The sequence below is a fragment of the Campylobacter sp. CNRCH_2007_0968H genome, assembly GCF_025773245.1.
Taxonomy (GTDB): Bacteria; Campylobacterota; Campylobacteria; order Campylobacterales; family Campylobacteraceae; genus Campylobacter_D; species Campylobacter_D lari_D.
Window position 1 is genome coordinate 40,451 of the sequence record NZ_JAKMTQ010000004.1, and the last position, 18,059, is coordinate 58,509.

At 28.6% G+C, this 18,059-nt stretch carries 17 protein-coding genes and 2 pseudogenes; 7 read left to right on the plus strand and 12 right to left on the minus strand.

The genetic code is table 11. From position 1 onward, the window contains the following. The 10 genes from L8Y18_RS03200 to L8Y18_RS03245 all read right to left on the minus strand — a co-directional run bounded on the left by L8Y18_RS03200 (position 1) and on the right by L8Y18_RS03245 (position 11,531). Positions 1–954 (minus strand): chemotaxis protein, encoded by a 954-nt coding sequence (locus tag L8Y18_RS03200; RefSeq protein WP_133319535.1) that lies wholly within the window; start codon positions 952–954, stop codon positions 1–3. Continuing rightward, complete coding sequence (locus L8Y18_RS03205; RefSeq protein ID WP_412175452.1) at positions 954–1,682, minus strand: UDP-2,3-diacylglucosamine diphosphatase; 729 nt, start codon at positions 1,680–1,682, stop codon at positions 954–956. Before L8Y18_RS03205 ends, L8Y18_RS03200 begins: the two co-directional genes overlap by 1 nt. 3 nt (positions 1,683–1,685) lie before the next feature. Continuing rightward, positions 1,686–2,171 carry a transcription elongation factor GreA gene (greA, locus tag L8Y18_RS03210; protein ID WP_039619215.1) on the minus strand — a complete coding sequence of 162 codons (486 nt, stop codon included), beginning with the start codon at positions 2,169–2,171 and terminating at the stop codon, positions 1,686–1,688. A gap of 9 nt (positions 2,172–2,180) precedes the next feature. Further along, on the minus strand, positions 2,181–3,278 hold the full coding sequence (gene lpxB, locus L8Y18_RS03215) for a lipid-A-disaccharide synthase (RefSeq protein ID WP_263664583.1): 1,098 nt from the start codon (positions 3,276–3,278) through the stop codon (positions 2,181–2,183). A 149-nt stretch (positions 3,279–3,427) separates the two neighbouring features. Then, positions 3,428–4,582: a serine/threonine-protein kinase gene (locus tag L8Y18_RS03220; RefSeq protein WP_263664582.1), complete on the minus strand. Its 1,155-nt coding sequence runs from the start codon at positions 4,580–4,582 to the stop codon at positions 3,428–3,430. Position 4,583: 1 nt separating this feature from the next. Then, positions 4,584–6,422, minus strand: coding sequence for a site-specific DNA-methyltransferase (locus tag L8Y18_RS03225; protein WP_220566577.1), 1,839 nt, complete (start codon positions 6,420–6,422; stop codon positions 4,584–4,586). Continuing rightward, the gene (locus L8Y18_RS03230) at positions 6,409–9,258 is read right to left on the minus strand and encodes a DEAD/DEAH box helicase family protein (protein WP_263664580.1); all 2,850 of its coding nucleotides are present in this window, start codon (positions 9,256–9,258) and stop codon (positions 6,409–6,411) included. The genes L8Y18_RS03225 and L8Y18_RS03230 overlap by 14 nt, the downstream gene beginning before the upstream one ends. Before the next feature lie 78 nt (positions 9,259–9,336). After that, positions 9,337–9,909 carry a cytolethal distending toxin subunit A gene (locus L8Y18_RS03235; protein WP_263676224.1) on the minus strand — a complete coding sequence of 191 codons (573 nt, stop codon included), beginning with the start codon at positions 9,907–9,909 and terminating at the stop codon, positions 9,337–9,339. Positions 9,910–9,918: 9 nt separating this feature from the next. Further along, a complete protein-coding gene (locus L8Y18_RS03240; RefSeq protein ID WP_133319572.1) occupies positions 9,919–10,722 on the minus strand; it encodes a cytolethal distending toxin subunit B family protein in 804 nt (267 codons plus the stop codon). A gap of 2 nt (positions 10,723–10,724) precedes the next feature. Then, on the minus strand, positions 10,725–11,531 hold the full coding sequence (locus L8Y18_RS03245) for a cytolethal distending toxin subunit A/C (protein ID WP_133319529.1): 807 nt from the start codon (positions 11,529–11,531) through the stop codon (positions 10,725–10,727). A gap of 156 nt (positions 11,532–11,687) precedes the next feature. On the opposite strand from L8Y18_RS03245, the gene pepT reads away from it, so the two are divergent. Next, entirely contained in the window at positions 11,688–12,914 is a 1,227-nt protein-coding gene (gene pepT, locus L8Y18_RS03250) for a peptidase T (RefSeq protein WP_133319528.1), read from the plus strand. Between the two features lie 24 nt (positions 12,915–12,938). Here pepT and dcuC read toward each other — a convergent pair whose 3' ends face one another. Together dcuC and pepE are read right to left on the minus strand one after the other, a co-directional pair. Next, complete coding sequence (dcuC, locus tag L8Y18_RS03255) at positions 12,939–14,231, minus strand: C4-dicarboxylate transporter DcuC (protein ID WP_263664579.1); 1,293 nt, start codon at positions 14,229–14,231, stop codon at positions 12,939–12,941. Between the two features lie 9 nt (positions 14,232–14,240). Further along, positions 14,241–14,945, minus strand: a complete 705-nt coding sequence (gene pepE / locus L8Y18_RS03260) for a dipeptidase PepE (protein WP_263664578.1) — start codon at positions 14,943–14,945, stop codon at positions 14,241–14,243. 119 nt (positions 14,946–15,064) lie between these two features. Between pepE and surE the strand changes: the two genes are divergently transcribed. From surE to L8Y18_RS03285, 6 genes and pseudogenes are all read left to right on the plus strand, one after another. Continuing rightward, on the plus strand, positions 15,065–15,853 hold the full coding sequence (gene surE, locus L8Y18_RS03265; protein WP_263676226.1) for a 5'/3'-nucleotidase SurE: 789 nt from the start codon (positions 15,065–15,067) through the stop codon (positions 15,851–15,853). After that, entirely contained in the window at positions 15,832–16,485 is a 654-nt protein-coding gene (locus L8Y18_RS03270) for a ThiF family adenylyltransferase (RefSeq protein ID WP_220566570.1), read from the plus strand. Before surE ends, L8Y18_RS03270 begins: the two co-directional genes overlap by 22 nt. Next, on the plus strand, positions 16,469–16,924 hold the full coding sequence (locus tag L8Y18_RS03275) for a GNAT family N-acetyltransferase (protein WP_263676228.1): 456 nt from the start codon (positions 16,469–16,471) through the stop codon (positions 16,922–16,924). The genes L8Y18_RS03270 and L8Y18_RS03275 overlap by 17 nt, the downstream gene beginning before the upstream one ends. Next, a pseudogene (locus L8Y18_RS08715) lies at positions 16,914–17,009 on the plus strand (class D beta-lactamase); the annotation flags it as partial. The gene L8Y18_RS03275 and the pseudogene L8Y18_RS08715, both read left to right, overlap by 11 nt. A 30-nt stretch (positions 17,010–17,039) precedes the next feature. Beyond that, positions 17,040–17,221, plus strand: a pseudogene (locus L8Y18_RS08720) (class D beta-lactamase); the annotation flags it as partial. A gap of 13 nt (positions 17,222–17,234) precedes the next feature. Continuing rightward, on the plus strand, positions 17,235–18,056 hold the full coding sequence (locus L8Y18_RS03285; RefSeq protein WP_263662777.1) for a CPBP family intramembrane glutamic endopeptidase: 822 nt from the start codon (positions 17,235–17,237) through the stop codon (positions 18,054–18,056). Positions 18,057–18,059 lie beyond the last annotated feature (3 nt).

An 18,059-nucleotide genomic window follows, 5' to 3' on the forward strand; every position in this document is an offset into this window, starting at 1 on the left:
TTACTCCTCACCTTTTTCATGTTTTGCTATGATACGAGAAATTTCAGCAAAGAAATCACTTGCATTAAATTTAACTAAATACCCATCTCCACCTGCTTCTTTAACACCTTTATCACTCATAAATTCATTTGATAAAGAAGAGTTAAATACGATAGGAATATTTTTAAATCTCTCATCATCTCTAACTTTTGCTGCAAAATGGAATCCATCCATTTGTGGCATTTCAACATCACTTACAATAATTTTTAAATGTTTATTTAAATCACTGCCATAAGTACTATAAAGCTCTTCTAGTTTATGTAAACCTTCAACACCGTCTTTAGCTTCAATTACTTTAAGACCGATTTTATTTAGTAAATCTTTAACAAGTTTTCTTGCAGTTGAACTATCATCAAGTGCTAAAGCCATACCTTCGATTTTTTGAATTTTATCATCGTCAATATCAGTTTGCGGGGTATAAATTCCAAGTTCTTGCACTATACTTTCTAAATCTAGGATAAGTAAAACCTCATCTCCTTCGATCTTAGTTACACCAGTAATTTTACCCTTATCTAAACTACCCGCACTTGTTGCAAAAGTAGCTGGTTCAATATTTTTCCAATTAATTCTACGAATTCTTTTCGCCTCATGGACAATAAAACCGATTAAAACATTACTAAATTCAGTAATGATAACTCTAGGTTTTATATTTGTCATTTCTGGTTCTTGAATTTGCATCCATTTTGCTAGGTTGATTACAGGAATCACCACGCCACGAAGATCAAAAATACCTTCTACATATTCAGGTACTCCTGGAATTTCAGTCAAAAAAGGAATTTTAATGATTTCTCTAACCTTAGAAACATTTACACCATAAATTCCCTCATAGACTTTATCGTGGCCTTGCTTAAAGATGCGAAAATCAACAAGTTCCATTTCATTTGAACCTGTTTTAACGACATTCTCATCAAACATTATGCCTCCTTAAGTTCTATTTTGTGAAATCTGATTTCTGGCTCATATTTTACTATAAAAAAACTTTCCTTGTATGCAAAAGTAGCTAAATTTAGATATTTTATATCTTCATTTTTTAAAAATACATCTTGATGATAATGACCTTCTATTACAAAGCCTATATTATAGTGCTTTAAACGCTCTTTTACTAAAGCAGAAAAATGGGGAATTTTTCTAATAAGTTGTTTTTTGTTTTGATTTTTTAGAATTTTTTGAGTAATTCTTTCTTTACTAATAATATTTAAAAAATTTAAAAAAAGTAGCAAATAATGATTTCTTAAACTTTTTAAGCAAAACTGCAAAAAAGGTTTTAAAAAAATATCCCCATGGGCTAATTTTACTAAGGTTTTATCTTGAAATTCGCAAAGCAAGGGTTGTTGTTTTATACTAAAAACTTTCACTTTTTTAAAAAATTTAGCTAAATTAAAATCATGATTGCCTTCTAAATAAATGATTTCAATTTCATACGCAAGTTCTTCAAGTAAGTCTATATAAGCTTTTGCAAAATCATGCGTGGCCTTTACTTCATAAATTAAAAGATCAAATATATCACCCATTAAAAAAAGCTGTGGAGTTTGAATTTTTTTATTTTTTAAGGCTTGCAAAAACTCCCAAAAACCACGCCTATTTTTATTTTCATGCGCATCGGCAATAAAAATAGCATTTTCTTTTATAATTATTTTTTGCAAAAATTAAAATTCCAAAGCTTTGTATTCTATAGAAATGATTTCAAATTCACTCTCGCCTTTTGGCAAACGCACTTTAAAATCATCCCCTTCTTTTTTACCAAGCATTGCTTTAGCAATAGGCGAACTAATGGAAATATAGCCTTTTTCTAAATTTCCTTCATTTACCCCTACCAAAGTATAAGTGCTTTGTTTTTCACTTTCTAAATCCTCTACAACAACAGTTGAGCCAAATTTCACACTATCATGCTCATAAGAAGATGGATCGATGATTTGCGCTCTTGAGATCAAATCCCCAAGTTCAGCAATCTTTCCTTCTATAAAAGCTTGTTTTTCTCTAGCTGCGTGATATTCTGCATTTTCTTTTAAATCTCCATGGCTTCTTGCTATGTCTATTTCTTCTACTACTTTTGGACGTTCAACTTTTTTTAAATGCTCTAATTCTTTTTCTAATTTCTCATAGCCGTATTTACTCATAGGTTCTTTTTGCATGATTTATCCTTATTTGATTTCATAAAGTATTTTAGCCAAATTTTTTGCACTTGCAAATTGCAAATATTCTTTTAAAAAATCTACTTTATCAAAAAATGCCTTATAATCGTATTTAAGATAAGCTTGATATAAATTTTCCACATTCACTTGCTCTTGTAAAAATTCAGGATTAAGCTCGCTTTTTCCTGCAAAATCTAAAAAGATATTTGCAAGGCCTATATGTTTGAGTTTTACAAAACATCTTGCGATAAATACATCAATAGCTTTAGCTTTATAAGCAAGCACAAAAGGCGTGCCGACCAAAGCTGCTTCAAGTGTAGCTGTGCCACTACAAATAAAAGCAAAATCAGCATTTTTTAGCACCTTTGGGGTGTTAGTTTGAATTTCAAAATTACTCATTTCTCCGTAAATTTCTAATCTTTTTAAATTAAACTCGGGTACGCAAAGGATTTTTTTACCTTTAAATTTAATGCTTAATTCTCTAAAAATAGGCATCAAACGCTTTATTTCACTTTTTCTTGAGCCCGGTAAGAAAGCGATGATTTTTTCATCATCTTTTTTTGAAAGTATAGAATTTATATCTTCTTGATTTTTAAATTCTTTTATCTCATCTAAAAGCGGATGTCCCACATAAGTGCTTTTACTAAAAAACTCACCATCAAAAGGTAAAATAGAAGCTAACACATCAAAATGACTTTCTATGATAGGAATGCGTCCTTTTTTCCATGCCCAAACTTGAGGTAAAATATAATAAATTCTTTTTACTTTGGAATTTGCTTTTTTTAAAGCCTTTGCAAAAGGTAAGTTAAAGGCAGGAGAATCTATACATAAAATCGCATCAATTTTTTGAGCAAAACTTAAACTCACTAGCTCTTTTATGGCTCTTTTAGCTTTTAAAATGAGCGGCAAAACCTCTATAAAACCCATAGCACTAAACTCATGTGAGCTATAAAGTGGCTTGGAATTTAGACTAAATTCTTCACATAAATTCTCATCATAAATTCCCACTAAATCAAATTCTTTATACTCATTTTTATAAGCTTTTAAAACTTCTTTTAAATGCAAATTTGCTGAAGGCTCTAAGGCACAAACTAAAAAGGTTTTCATTTTTTACTCTTTCTTACATCTTAAAGAAATATCATAACCGATTTTTTAATTCTCTAATAGTTTTATTTTAGTTTCACATTGTCTTAATTTCATTATTTGATAAGTTTATAAAATTTGATTACAATTTTATACCTGCTTAGTTTATATAATTAAAAAGGCAAGACAAAATCATCGTCTTTTGATGTAAAAGGAATTTGAGATATTTTCTCTTCAAGATTATCTAAAACAAGTTTTTGCATTTTGCCATTTAACGCTTTAAACCACTTATAAAATTTGTCCAATTCCTCACATTTAATACAACTAGGATTTTGCTGTATATAAAAATTATTTTTAATGATTATGTTTATAAGTTTAGAATTATTTTCAATATACTCATTAAAAGAATTTCTTTGAATAACCTTATCAATTTCTCCTAGAATTTCATTTATATCAGTATTTAATACAGGCTCTCCTATAAAAGAATCAACATAGCCAATAATATAATTTGAAAAAATATTATAAATCGCTTTATCTTCTTGGCTAATTTTTAAATTGACGAAATTTTCTTTGTTTAACTCTCTCTTTATGTCTGCAAAACTTTGATAACGAATTTTTTTTTCTTTTTTTATCATTTTATTTAAAATATCAAAATATTTAAAATTATGTTTATTTTCTGCCAAGTTATTGATAAGCCTATAAACCAAATCACCCAAATAATAAATATCAGTTTGAATCGTATATTCCTTTTGAAAATACTCTTCTGGTAAAGTATCAACATCGTTTCTATTTATAATTGAATTTAAAGTATCCTCGTTTTTTTCTACATCAAAAATCTTCCCCAAGCCAAAATCAATAACTTTAACCACTCCATCATCGCCTATAAGAATATTTTTTTCTCTTATATCCCTATGTATAATGCCTTTTTCTTCTATATAAGCAAAGACTTCAATTAGTTGCATAAAAATAGAATTTAAATTTTCCAAGTTATTTTCATCATCAAAATACTCTTTGATATTTTTCCCTTGTATATACTCCATAATAATATAAGCCGTATGAGTATTTTCATAAGGATAATAATTAAAAATTCTGACTATATTTTTATGATTTAACTTATATAAAATCTTTATCTCATCTAAAAAATTTTTATAAAATCTCTTCTTATCATTTTCATCTAACATATCATCTGGATCATATTTTTTTACAACAAAAAGCTCATCGATAAAAACATCTCTAATCAATAAAACCTTACCAAACGAACCCTCGCCCAAAAAAATGATTTTTTCATAATCTTTTTGTTTGATAAATTTAATAATTTCTTGTTCCATATCAATACACCACTTTCAAGCGTTCTTTTAAAAAGCTTTCTAAATTTAAATAAATTTCTAAATCTATACCTCCAAAGCCATTAATATATACATTTTCATTTTGAGTATTTTTCAAAAAATTTAAAACTTCATCATCAAAATTTATCACATAAAAACTTTGTTCGCATTGATAAATTTTATCTTTTAAAATCATTTTTAGATCATTATCTAAGGTTTTACAATCTTGCAAAGCCAAATTTAACGCCTTTTCATACGGACTTAATTTTGCATGATTTATCAAATTTAAACTATCATTACCATCGCATACAAGCTCTGGTTTTTCCACCATAGAAAACACTTTAAATCCTAAGTCTAAATTTTTATCTGCATTTTCTTTTGCTATTTTTTCGCCTGCTCTTTTAACTCTTTCTATGGTTATATCGCTAATGACTGGGTTTTGACTACTTAGTTCGTTTTTACAAAAATCATAAGCAACTTTGCTTTTTTTCTCATCTATCTTTTCATCAAGTTGGACTAGAATAAATTTACGATTTCCATTATCTTGTGCATTTAGTTCCATAACTGCTTGTGCTGTTGTGCCACTTCCTGCAAAAAAGTCTAGAATAATATCATCTTTTTTTGCATTTGCAAAAAATATTTCTTTGATTAATTTAGTTGGTTTTGGATTTTCAAAAATCAATTTTCCATTAAATATATTTTCTATTTCTTCATTTCCATCTGAAGTCCAATATCCACTAAATATAGAATACATTTTAGATAAATTATCATCTTGATAAGAACAAATAAGATGAAAATTTGTATCTTTATATTGTTGTAGAAAATATTCACCACTATCAATTTTTGACTTTATATCATTATATTTTTTTTCACTAATCATTTTTTCTTTTAAAAAAATATCCAATTCTTCAAACATTAAATTTCTATGATCTATGACTTTTTTCTTATATTTTTTTAAAATTTCAACAATTCTCGGATGTCCATTATATTTACCATGAACTTTTCTTATTAAATCGTTATTAATATCTGCTTTTTCCTTATATTTAAAAAGTCCATTTAAATTTATTTTATCTTTTGTGTATATAAGTATATACTCATGTCCTTCATAAAAATATTTTGCTTGCCCTCCACCTGACTTTTTTTGCCAAATAAAACAAGAAACAAAATTCTCTTCTCCAAAAATCTCATCACAAAGTATTTTTAAATTTGCTTGTTCATTATCATCTATACTTATAAATATCACTCCATCTTCACGAAGTAAATCTCTAGCAAGTTTAAGTCGTGGAAGCATAAAGGAAAGCCATCCACTATGAGTTTTGCTTGATTTTATACTATTAAAAAACCTTAAAGTTTCACTTTCTATCTCAACTCCATTTTCATCGATTTCTAAAAGTCCTGTTTGTTTTAAAAGTTCTTTATAGTCTTTTCTAAAATCATCATTATAGATAAAATCATCATTTTTTGTATTGTAAGGTGGGTCTATATAAATCATTTTGATTTTTTCATAATAACTTTGCTTTAAAAGCTTTAAAGCATCAAGATTATCCCCTTTTATGATGATATTTTTGGTATTTTCAAAATTTAAACTCTGTTCTTTTTCAAATTTTAATTCATTGGTATTTTGAGTATTACATAAAGCATTTGCTAAAGCTTTACCAGCAAAAGTTAGCTCATAACCTTGGACTTTAGTATTTAAACCTAAAAGTTGCATAATTGCATTTAAATTTGGCACATTATCACTTATGGTTTGCGGGTAATTATGTTTTAAATGCTCTAAAAAATCATTTTTATTTTCTTTTGTATTGATTAAATTTTCTTTTTTTATATTATTAATATCTACCATTTAAAACTTCCTTTATACACTCTATGAATTTTTGTTTATTTAATCTTGTATTAAAAACAATATCTATATTTTCATTTTTTAAACTATCATTTAGATTTTTAAAAAATACTTTTGCATAGTCTATCTTTTTCTTTTCATTTGATGAAATATCATTTTCATCATCATAACCTTTACTTTCACATATAAAAAATATTTTTTTACCTTTATCATCTTCTAAAAAATAAGCAAAATCAGGTTCATAATTTTTATATGGAGTTGGAATGCTTAATTTTGGTAATTTCGCAAAAACTTTTATGGTTTTTTTTCTTATATTTTCGTTATTTTCTTTGATAATTTGTTTTTCTATATCAGAATCATAAACCACACTTTCGTAAAGATAGTTTTTAGCTGGTTTTTCATCATCTATGTAGCGTCCTAATTTTTGCATATCTATATTGTCTATAATTTTGCCGTTTTCTACTAAATTCTCATAAGAATTTGAAAAAATATTTAAAGAAAATTCATAACTTAGACATTGCAATAAACTATGATGAAGATTATTTTTAATTATGTTTTTTAAACTATCAAAAGCTTTTTTAGGGGAATTTTCAAATTGAGTTTTATTTAATTTTTCATAAATCTTTAGCAAAAATTGCAAAGGAAATTTTTCGTTTTTACAAAAATTTAAAAATAAATTATGAATATCTTTATACAAACTAGCTTTATAATCAATCTCTTTTAAAATATCAATTTCTTGTGTGATTATGGTATTTTCTTGTGCGTTAAAAACTTTCTTTTCATAATACAAAATTTCTTTTTCTATTTTTAAAGCGTTAAATTCTTTTGCTATTGTTTCTATAAGTTCATTTTCTTTTATATTTTTATAAACTATATTTGCTTTTTTATTTATAATATCCCAAAGCTCTTTAAAATCTTTAGCTAGATTTGAATTTATTTTTATTTTTTTATTTTCTTTGTTTGCATTTATGATTTGCTTGTATTTATTTTGGGAGTTTTCATTAAGAATTTTTAATAAAACTTCAAATTTATCACCTAGAAGTTCTTTAATCTCATCATTATCTTTTATGTTTTCATATATAGGAGATATTATTTCATAATTACTTTGTTCTTCATTGTAAGTGATTAATTTTAATTTTTTTAAAATATAGACCAAATCATTAGCTAAATCTATATTCAAAAGATTTTCTAAAAAACTTTTTTCTAATATTTTATTATCAAAAGCAAAACTAGAATTTGTAATTTCCTTTTGCAAATTTTCTATATAGTTAAATTCTCTTGCACTAACTAAAATATCAAGATAATTAATATCATAAAATTTGCTATCATTAAAATCTAAATAACTATGGGTAATTCTTTTGCCTTTATCATTTACACAAAGTCTAAGTCCACGACCAACTTGTTGGTGTATGCTAATTTGCGAAGAAGAATTTGAAAGCTTGGTAAGGGTAAAAATATTTGGATTATCCCAGCCTTCTTGCAAAGCCCAAACACTAAAAATAAAACGCAAAGAAGTGTCAAATGAAAGTAATTTTTCTTTATCTTCTAAAATAAGTTTAACCCCGTAAGCTTCTTTTTCATCAGCACTCCCTTTATCGCCACTAAAATAACCTTGATGGACTTTTAAATTTCCATCTTCATCAAAATCTTTTTCCAAATATTCTCTATAAGATTTGTCTATTTTAGTTTCAAGTATTTGTTTTCTTTTTTCTTTATAAAGCTCTTCAAATTTATTTTTTATAAAAGGATTATCGCCTCTAAAATCTAAAATATTTGGTATAAAAAATAAGCTTAATGCTTTAATATTTTGTTTAAATAATTTTTCTTCTTTTTCAAAGTGTAAATTAATAGCATTTTGCAAAAGCCCTGTGATTTCTTCTTCACTTAAAATATAACTTTCTTTTTTTTCTATGATAATATCATTATCAAAATACGCTTTATTTTCTTTTACACTTTTTAAAATAGCATTATTTAAAATTTGACAACTATCGCCTTTTTTGATTTTTATTTCTTGTTCTATGCCATTTGAAAAATAAGTAAAAGTAACTAAATCTCTTTTATATTCTTTTAAAAAAATATTTTTATTTTGAGTTCCTAAAGAACTTACTCTAACTTGCTTTACAAGATATTCTTTAAATGCCGATATAGAATCAAGACAATATACTAAATTGCTAAGCTCATAATCTTTTTCTTTTGGAAAAGTAGCTCCAAAACGAAAATAAATAGAATTTAATCTAGAAAAATACTCATTAAAGGCTTTACCTTTAAGCAAATGTGGTTCATCTATAATACTAATAGGCTTTAGATCTATGATATTTTCAAAAATACTTTTTGAATTAAATAAATTTTCATTGTTTTTGTTTAATATATTATCTTTTTTATCTATAGCACTATTTGTTAAAATCAACACTGAAAGCTCATCTTGATTTTTTATATAATGACTGATGATAGAATTTTGGCTTTTTGCATCTGTATAAAAATAAGCTTTTATGTGTTTTTTATACTGCACATAAAAATATTCTCTAGTAAGATCTATGTTTTGCTTTACGCTTTCTAAAATTGCTTTTCTTGGAACAAAAATAATGAATTTATTTTGTTTGTAAATTTTGTTAAGCTCAAAAATCAAATTTAGATAAGTAAAGGTTTTTCCTGTACCTGTTTCCATTAAAACATCTAAATTTAACTTATCGGTGATATTTTGTACCGGCAAGATTGTGGTTTTATAAAATTCTTGCAAACATTCTTTTAAATTATCTTGTTTTTTAAAATCAAAATCTTTTAAAAGCTCTATGATGTTGTTTATGCACTTTTCTTGATATTCTTGTTTTTCAAAAATCATTTTTTTCCCTAACAAAAACTAAAAAGACATTCTAACAAATTTTAACTTAGAGTTTAAACCCGCAAAAGCGGGTTAAATTTAATAAATCGGAGTTGCTTCAACAATAGCAGGAGCAAAGAAAAATAACTCTTTTAACTCTATCGGCACAGAAGGATTTACAGTGCAATCATCTAAGCCAAAACGATTTTCTATAGGCACGCGCGCTTCATAAAAGGTACTCATGCATTTTACCCCGCCATGAGTTAAAGATCTAATTTGCACAGCTGAACTTGTAGTAGGCATGATAGAAAAAACCGTTTGCATTTGCCCATCTTGCAAATCTTGCTTGCAAGATTTCACTCCAAAAGATTTTTCACTTAAGACAGCTAAACATACATCAGCACCTCTAGGGTTTATAAACTGCACATAGCCAAAAGGGCGTTGCACGGCATATCTATCTTTTTGTTTTAACGCATCGCTAAGAATTATCTCTTTTAAAAACCAATTTTGCTCTTCTAGTTTTTCAGAGCTATATCTAAAAGGACTAAGTGAAATTCCCGTTTCTAAAGATCTTATCGCGAACATAGGTGTAAAATCTTCTAAATCATCAAATAAAACTTCAGCTTTTAAAAAACTTAAAATAAAGTAAAATAAAATACAAATTTTTCTCATCATCTTCTCCTAAGGTCTTCTAAAATTTACAGGAAAATGATCCGAAGCTAAAAAAGTCCTAAGTCCTGCTACAGCTAAGATTGCAAGAATTCTAGGCGGACTATATAAAGATGTAGTGCTTGAATTTCCCGTAATCGCATAATCAATTGTATTGCCACCTGTTTGTGTAAAAGAAGGAGGTGCGACTATATTAATGCGAGATCTTAAATCCGGATCAATTAAATTTACAATAGTCCCAGGAGGTCTGTTAAAATCCCCTAAAATCATCCAATTAACCTGTGGCATATTCCTAAAGTGCATATCCACAGCACTTATAATAGCCCCTGCATCATTACCACCTCTTGATAAAGCGTGTATGCTAAAAAACGCATCATTTCCTATACGAATTCCTATAATAGGCCTTGAAGCAACGGTTGGAGGCGGTAAAACTATCACCTCATCAGCTCGCGTTCTACTCACAATAGCCATATTTACGCGATTTGCCCCAACATCAACTCTTGAGTAGTATATATAAACTGAATTTGGACGACTTGATGAGCCCAAATTCCACTCATACTCATGAATAGGAATGCCAACTCCCACGGGTTGAACTTGTCTTGGCGTCATTATAGCAGTACTTGGTAAAACTCCTGCTTCTTGAACAGCCAAAATATCCATAGGATTAGCACCGGTTACAAGCTGTCTTATACTAATATTCCACTTACTTTCGGTAGAAGCTGATGCACCTTGTAAATTCCAAGTACCGCTATTATAATTTTCCAAAGCAGCAAATAATAAATTAAAACTAAAAATCAAAAATACTATCTTTTTCATCATCACTCTCCCGTATAAGCATAAGGCGATCTTGTTTGAAAAGCAGGCGCACTAATGCTCCATTGTCTATCTAAATTTTTTTCTTTTGATTTCAAACAAGGTGTCAAATAAATACTATAATAGTCAAAATAAAATTCCTCCATTACATTTCCAACTGTCGTTTGTATACATTGTTGTGTTGCAAAATTTTGAATTTGATAAGCACCATTGCTCATAGGATATAATCTCCAAAATTGTGCAAAATTTGTCTGATCGCAAGGATAATGTACTATACCATTACCATAAGCATTTAAGCAAGTTAAAGTTTTTGCATTTTTAATCATCACAGTATTATTTGGAAATTCAATGAGTTGCCACACTCTTGCATCACCAAAAGATTTACTATCAAATAAATTATACCCCCATATCCAATTGCCTGGATTTAAAGCCCAAACCGTTAATGCAGCTCCATTTGGGTTCATAATAGTTACAAAATCGCTTACAAATCCTATATTTTCATACAAAGCATTTGAAGTAAATCCATTGCTTGATGTAAGCCTTGGTAATGGTCCTTTTACAGCATTATCTCCTTTAAAAGTATTGACTTTCATAAGAGGTGGCTCAAGTGGTATAGCTGGGATTTTCTTACCTTCCACTAAAGTTGGTGTTTTTTGTTTAGCCGGTGGAGTTGGATTTTTACCTATTTTCAAAGGATCTCCATCGCTAAATTCTCCAAAAGAACGCCCTAAAGGATTGATTTCTTTAGAAGAACATCCAACAAAAAAAGTTATAAATACGCTCAATATCATCATAAATCTAAGTTTTTGCATATTCTCTCCTTAAAAAATATAAATTTAAATATATTATCATAATTTTAAATAAATTTTGATAGAAAATATCATTTAATAAAATCTTCTTAGATTGATCAAATATTTTAAAAATGAATTGTTATAATTTTATTAATTTTAATCTAAAAAGGAAAAATTATGGATATTGTACAAAGATTTATAAATTACACTAAGATTAATACTACTACAAGTAGAGAAAATGGCGCCAAAGGCATTATGCCATCAAGTCCTAATCAAATGGAGCTTGCAAAATTACTTGAAAAAGAATTACAAGAACTAGGTTTAAAAGACATCAAAAGAAGAGAAAACACCATTACCACAGCTCTTTTACCAGCAAACACTCCAAATGCTCCTAAAATAGCCTTTTTTGCGCATTTAGATACAAGTATGGAACAAACTAATGACACCAAAGCACAAATCACTAAGTATCAAGGTGGAGATATATGCTTAAATAAAAACTTAGATCTTTATTTGAAAGAAAGTGAATTTAAAGAGCTTAAAAACTACATAGGAGATGATATTATCCACACTGATGGCACAAGCTTGCTTGGAGCTGATGATAAAGCAGCTATTGCAGCTATTATGGATATGCTTGAATTTTTTGTTAAAAATCCTGATATTAAGCATGGTGATATTTATGCTTGCTTTTTACCTGATGAAGAACAAGGTTTAAGAGGTGCAAAAGCTTTTGATATAAAAGAAATTAATGCTGATTTTGGATATTGTTTAGATTGTTGCGAGATAGGAGAGTTTATTTATGAAAATTGGAATGCAGGAGATTGTGAAGTAGAATTTATAGGAAAATCTGCTCATCCTATGAGTGCTAAGGGAAAATTAGTTAATTCTTTACTTTTAGCACATAAATTTATCTCTATGCTTCCAAATGGCGAAGCACCTGAATACACAGAAAATAAAGAAGGATATTTTTGGGTTAAAGAACTCAAGGGAAATAGTGCTAAAACTATTTTAAAAATAGATATTAGAGAATTTGATGATGAAAAATACAAACAAAGAATGCAATTTTTACAAGATTTAAACGATAGTTTTAAAAAGCTATACGGAGAAGAAAGAATTAACATTAAACTTAACGATCGTTATAAAAATGTCTTTAATAGTCTAAAAACAACCAAATCTTTGCCTATTAAACTTGCTTTACAAGCTTATGAAAATTTAAATATCAAAACTAAAATCATTCCTATGCGTGGAGGATACGATGGAGCGGTGCTTTCAGAAAAAGGCCTACCTTGTCCAAATATCTTTACCGGAGCACATAATTTTCACTCTATTTATGAGTATTTACCTGTTAAATCTTTAAAAGCAGCAAGCAAAGTTATACAAGAAATCATCATCCTAGCCGCAAAATAAATTTAAGCCTTTTAAGGCTTAAAATTATAATAACACAAAAGCAATTACAACCACCGAAACAACACAACCTAAAGCAGTTCTTTTAACAATTTCTAAAGGACTAACCCCAGCTATAGCTGAAACGATAATGCAAGCTCCTAAAATAGGCGAAAGGTATCTTCCAAGCACTGCTGACATTGCCACTGCAGTACCAAGTTTAACTTGATCAAAACCAAGATCTTGAGCATGAATAGTTACAGCCTTGTTAAATGCCATAGCAGCAGCATCACCGCTACCTGTAATCATAGCCATTAAAAATGGTATAAAAGTTCCACCAAAACGCACATAATGCTGTTCATTTTTAAGCCATTCTATGATAATATCAATTACACCGCATGCTTTTAAACCCGCAACAAAAACACTAGCAGCTATGATAATCCCTATAATCTCTGCATAAGATTTTCCCATACCATTGAAAAACTCTTTAAAAATATTATCAGGCTTACTCATAGTTACTACCAAAGCTATAATCGCCCCTAAAAGCATGGCTTCAGCAACTCCAACTTGTTTTGTCCATGTTAAAAACTCATAATCATTTAAAGGACTTGCGCCTATGATTAGTACAATCAAAGGCACTAAAGGCATAAGCGCATAAAATACATTTACTTTTTCAATATTATCTTCAGTCTTGTTTTGATTAGCCACTTCAAAAACTTGCCCTTTTTGATAATCTTTAAAAATCACTGCCATAATCATCAAAGAAATCATCACTATCACTCCTGCTGTTAATGCATTTGGAGTTTGAGTTAAAACAATTTCTTGTATATTTTTCCCTGAAATTTCAGAAATCAAAGCCGTATGAGAAACACCTGGACTTAAAATTCCTCCTATAGTTCCACAAAGCACTGTTGCTGCTGCCATGGCAGGTTTTATACCCGAAGCCATTAAAAGTGGTATTAAAGTCGCACCAACTGCAGCTGAACATCCTGCCGCTGAAGGTATAGCTATAGCGATGAAAAAAGTTACCATAAAAGCAAGTGGGATTAAGAAAAATCCTACATTTTTCAAAGGTGTTGTAAGTAATTTAACCAAATGTTTATCACATTTAGTCACTTTCATCACAAAAGCAAAGCCCATACTTGCACAAATTGCCTTAATCAAAGCAGGTTGCACCATAGCATGTGTAAAAGCACTCAAAGCTTCAATGGGCTTAAGCGAAATCAAACATAAAATAAAACCAACACTAATTAAAGCTGTTTTTGTTTCTACTTTTTTAATAAGCAAATAAACCACAGCCACAATACCAAAAATCGCAGCTAAAAGATAAAAAGTTTGCATTTTTCTCCTTTAGATTTTAGTTATTTGATTGACTTTTAAATATTCTACATTAAATGGATAGCTTAGTTTTAACACATCATGATGACCTATGATTTTTAAGCTATCATCTTGCACTTTTAATGCAGAACCCTCCGGTATAGCATAAACAATGTCTTTTGGATTAGTTAATAAAAACTCTTCCAAACGCTCCTCTCTACTTTCTCCGTTGTGTCCAGGAATTTTCCCGCCAATAAAATGTGGGTTGATTTGATAAGGAAAAACCCCTAAACTATCAAAACTTTTTGGCATAACAATAGGCATATCATTAGTTGTTTTTATGCTAAGACCTGCTATATTTGAGCCTGCGCTCCAACCTATATAACAAGCCCCTTTTTCAATACGCTCTTTTAACACTTCAAGCAAATCATTTTCATATAATTTATGCAAAAGCATAAAACTATTGCCACCACCTACTAAAAAAACTTTTGCATTTAAAATCGTTTCTTTTAAATTTTCAAAATGGTGTAATGATTTGATATTATCTTTTTTCAAGCCTTCTTTTACCTTAGCTTCATAAGCATCATAAGTCCTTCTAACACCCGCATAAGGTATAAAAAGAATTTCTTCATCTTTCATGGAATTTTCTTTTAAAAAATCATCTATAAATTCTCTAGTATGACTTAAATAAGCACTATCTTTATAGCCAGAAGCACTAAAAAGTAAAAGTTTTGACATCATTCTTTCCTTTAAAAAATTAATCAAAACTATAATTTTAATATTTAAAAAATGAAAAAACAATTTAGTAATAAAAAATATTGTATTACTTGTGTTAGAATTTAAAAAAAGGAAAAAACATGAAAGAAATTTTAATAACAAACGATGATGGCTATGAAAGTGAGGGTTTAAAAAAGCTTATAAAAATGCTAAGAAAGCATTTTAAAGCTAAAATTACCATAGTAGCTCCTGCTAGTGAAAAATCAGCATGCTCACACTCCATAACACTAACTAAGCCTTTAAGATTTCATAAGGTTAGTAAAAGATTTTACAAGCTTGATGATGGCACGCCTGCAGATTGTATTTATCTAGCTTTACATGCTTTATATAAAAAGCGTTTGCCTGATCTTGTCATAAGTGGAATTAACAAAGGTGCTAATGTAGGCGAGGATATAACCTACTCAGGAACTTGCGCAGGTGCTATGGAAGCAGTACTTCATGGAATTCCTGCCATAGCTTTATCGCAATTTTACAAAGATAATCAAAAAGAGCTTGATTATAAACTTGCTTTAAAACTTACTAAAAAAATAGTCAAAAATATCTTTGAAAAGGGCTTTCCTTTAGATAAAAAAGAATTTTTAAATATCAACTTTCCTTCTAGCAAAACAGCCTTTCAAGGCTTAAAAATTTGCAAAGCAGGTAAAAGAATTTATAGCTATAAAGCACACTCAAATACAAATCCAAGAGGTGTAGAATACTACTGGCTAGCTGCTGCTAATCTTGATCATGAAAATGAAAAAGATTCAGACATAGCACTTTTAAAACAAGGCTATGCCACAATAACCCCTATAATGCTTGATCTAACAGCTTATAAACAAATGAAAAATCTCAAAAAATGGATGAAAAAATGGATAGATACACGCGTATAAAATGGCTTATTAATGAAGAAAATTTTATCAAAATTCAAAACACTAAAGTTTTAGTTTGTGGGCTTGGTGGAGTTGGTGGAATTTGTGTTGATGCGCTTTTTAGAAGTGGCTTTAGTAATCTAACTTTAATTGATGCGGATAAATTTGAAACTACTAATCAAAACCGCCAGCTTCATAGTGAAAATATAGGCGAAGAAAAAGCTAAGGTTTTTGAGCGTATTTACAATGCTAAAGGTATAGTCAGTAAAATCGATGATGAGTTTTTGAAAAGTTTTAATTTGAGTGAATTTGATCTTATCATCGATGCGATTGATGATATACCTGCTAAGGTTGCTTTGGCTAATTTACTTGATTTGAAAAAGCAAATTTTTATCTCATCAACCGGTGGAGCTAGAAAGCTTGATCCAACGCGTATTAAAACGACAAGCATATTTAAAACACATGGCGATGCTTTAGCTAAAAAATTCCGCTATGAACTTAGAAAATCGGGCTTTAAAGGGGATTTTGATGTGGTATTTTCAGATGAAGAAGCTCATTGTAAAGATCTTGGCTCATTTATGGGTGTGACAGCTTCTTTTGGACTTGCTTTAGCTTCTTTGGCTTTAAGGAAAGTGCTTGATAAGAAAGCTTGATATAAAAGACTTAGCTCCTTGTATCAAGCTTTTTAAACAAAGCGTATCCACTCTTTGTAAAAATGATTATACAAAAGAACAAATTCATGCATGGATTAATATAGACCAAAAAACTTGGGAAAGAAAATTTCAAAATCAACTAGGCTTTGCTTATAAAGAAAAAGGTCAAATCATATCTTTTATAAGTATAAATTTAGAAGAAAAAACACTCGATCTTTGCTTTACTCATGCAAACTATGCTCATCAAGGTTATGGTAAAGCTTTATTAGAATTTGCTCTTAAAAACTACCCTTATAGTGAAATTTATACTTTTGCTAGTCTTAGCGCTAAAAATTTCTTTTTAAAAGCAGGATTTAAAATCATCAAAGAAAACATTGCTATAAGAGATCAACAAGAATTAAAAAATTTTTTCATGAAAAAGAAAATAAAACGATTTTAAAAAAGCAAATAAAATGCATTTTATCTGCTTCTACTTTAAAATTTTCAATGTCTTAATTACACTCAATAAAGGTATTGTAAAAGATAATAATAAATTTTTCACTACAAAGGTAAAAATTATAAATATCATCAAGCTAAGTGAAAACACAAACTGGAATTTAAAACAATATAGACAAATTGTAAGTTTTATAAAAAGTAACAAAATTTACGCTTTTGTCTTAAATATATAAATGTAAATGATTTAAAAAAGCTTTACCTAAGAGAAGAAGTAGTAAAACTATATCTAGATCAATCATAAACAAGGATTTTATATGTTAGCTTTAAGCACTCATCTTTTTTTGGCTATTTCTTTGATATTGCTTTCATTTGATAAAGTCAAAATTTCGTATATTTTTTTACTCTTTTCAGTCTTGTTGGGATATGTATTTAAAATTATAGATATAACTTTTATAGTGATTAATGTATTAGTTTTTATAACGGCTATATTGTATCAGTATAAAAAAATTTTCATATTAGAAATAGCATTATTTATCTATGCTTTAGCTTTATTTCTTCATTTTATCCCTGGTGTAAATAACATCAAAGTTTTAGATCAAGTTTATGCAAGCACAAATAGCGCACCTTTTAATCTTTACTTTAGTATTGACAAGCCACTAGGGGTTTTTATACTTTTTATACTTTTTCCTATTTTATTTAAAAACACAAACTACACCAAAGCTTCAGTGCTAAAATGGAGCTTATTGCTTTTATCTCCTATTCTTTTGCTGTGCGTGCCTTGGTATTTGGGTGTTATCAAACTAGAAATAAGCATACCATCATGGATTTTATATTTTTTATTTTCAAATCTTTTGTTAGTTGCTTTAGTAGAAGAAGCTTTTTTTAGAGGTTATCTCCAACAAAGACTTACACAATTTATTCACCCCAATCTTGCTTTATTAATCGCAAGCATAGCTTTTGGATTAGTGCATTATAAAAGCGGTGTTTTGATGATTGTATTTGCTGGTGTTGCAGGCGTGATTTATGGCTTAGCTTATAAATACTCAAAAAGCTTATGGATGAGCGTATTGTTTCACTATGGATTAAATTTAATCCATTTGATATTTTTTACCTATCCATTTTACTTAAAACATTAGCGA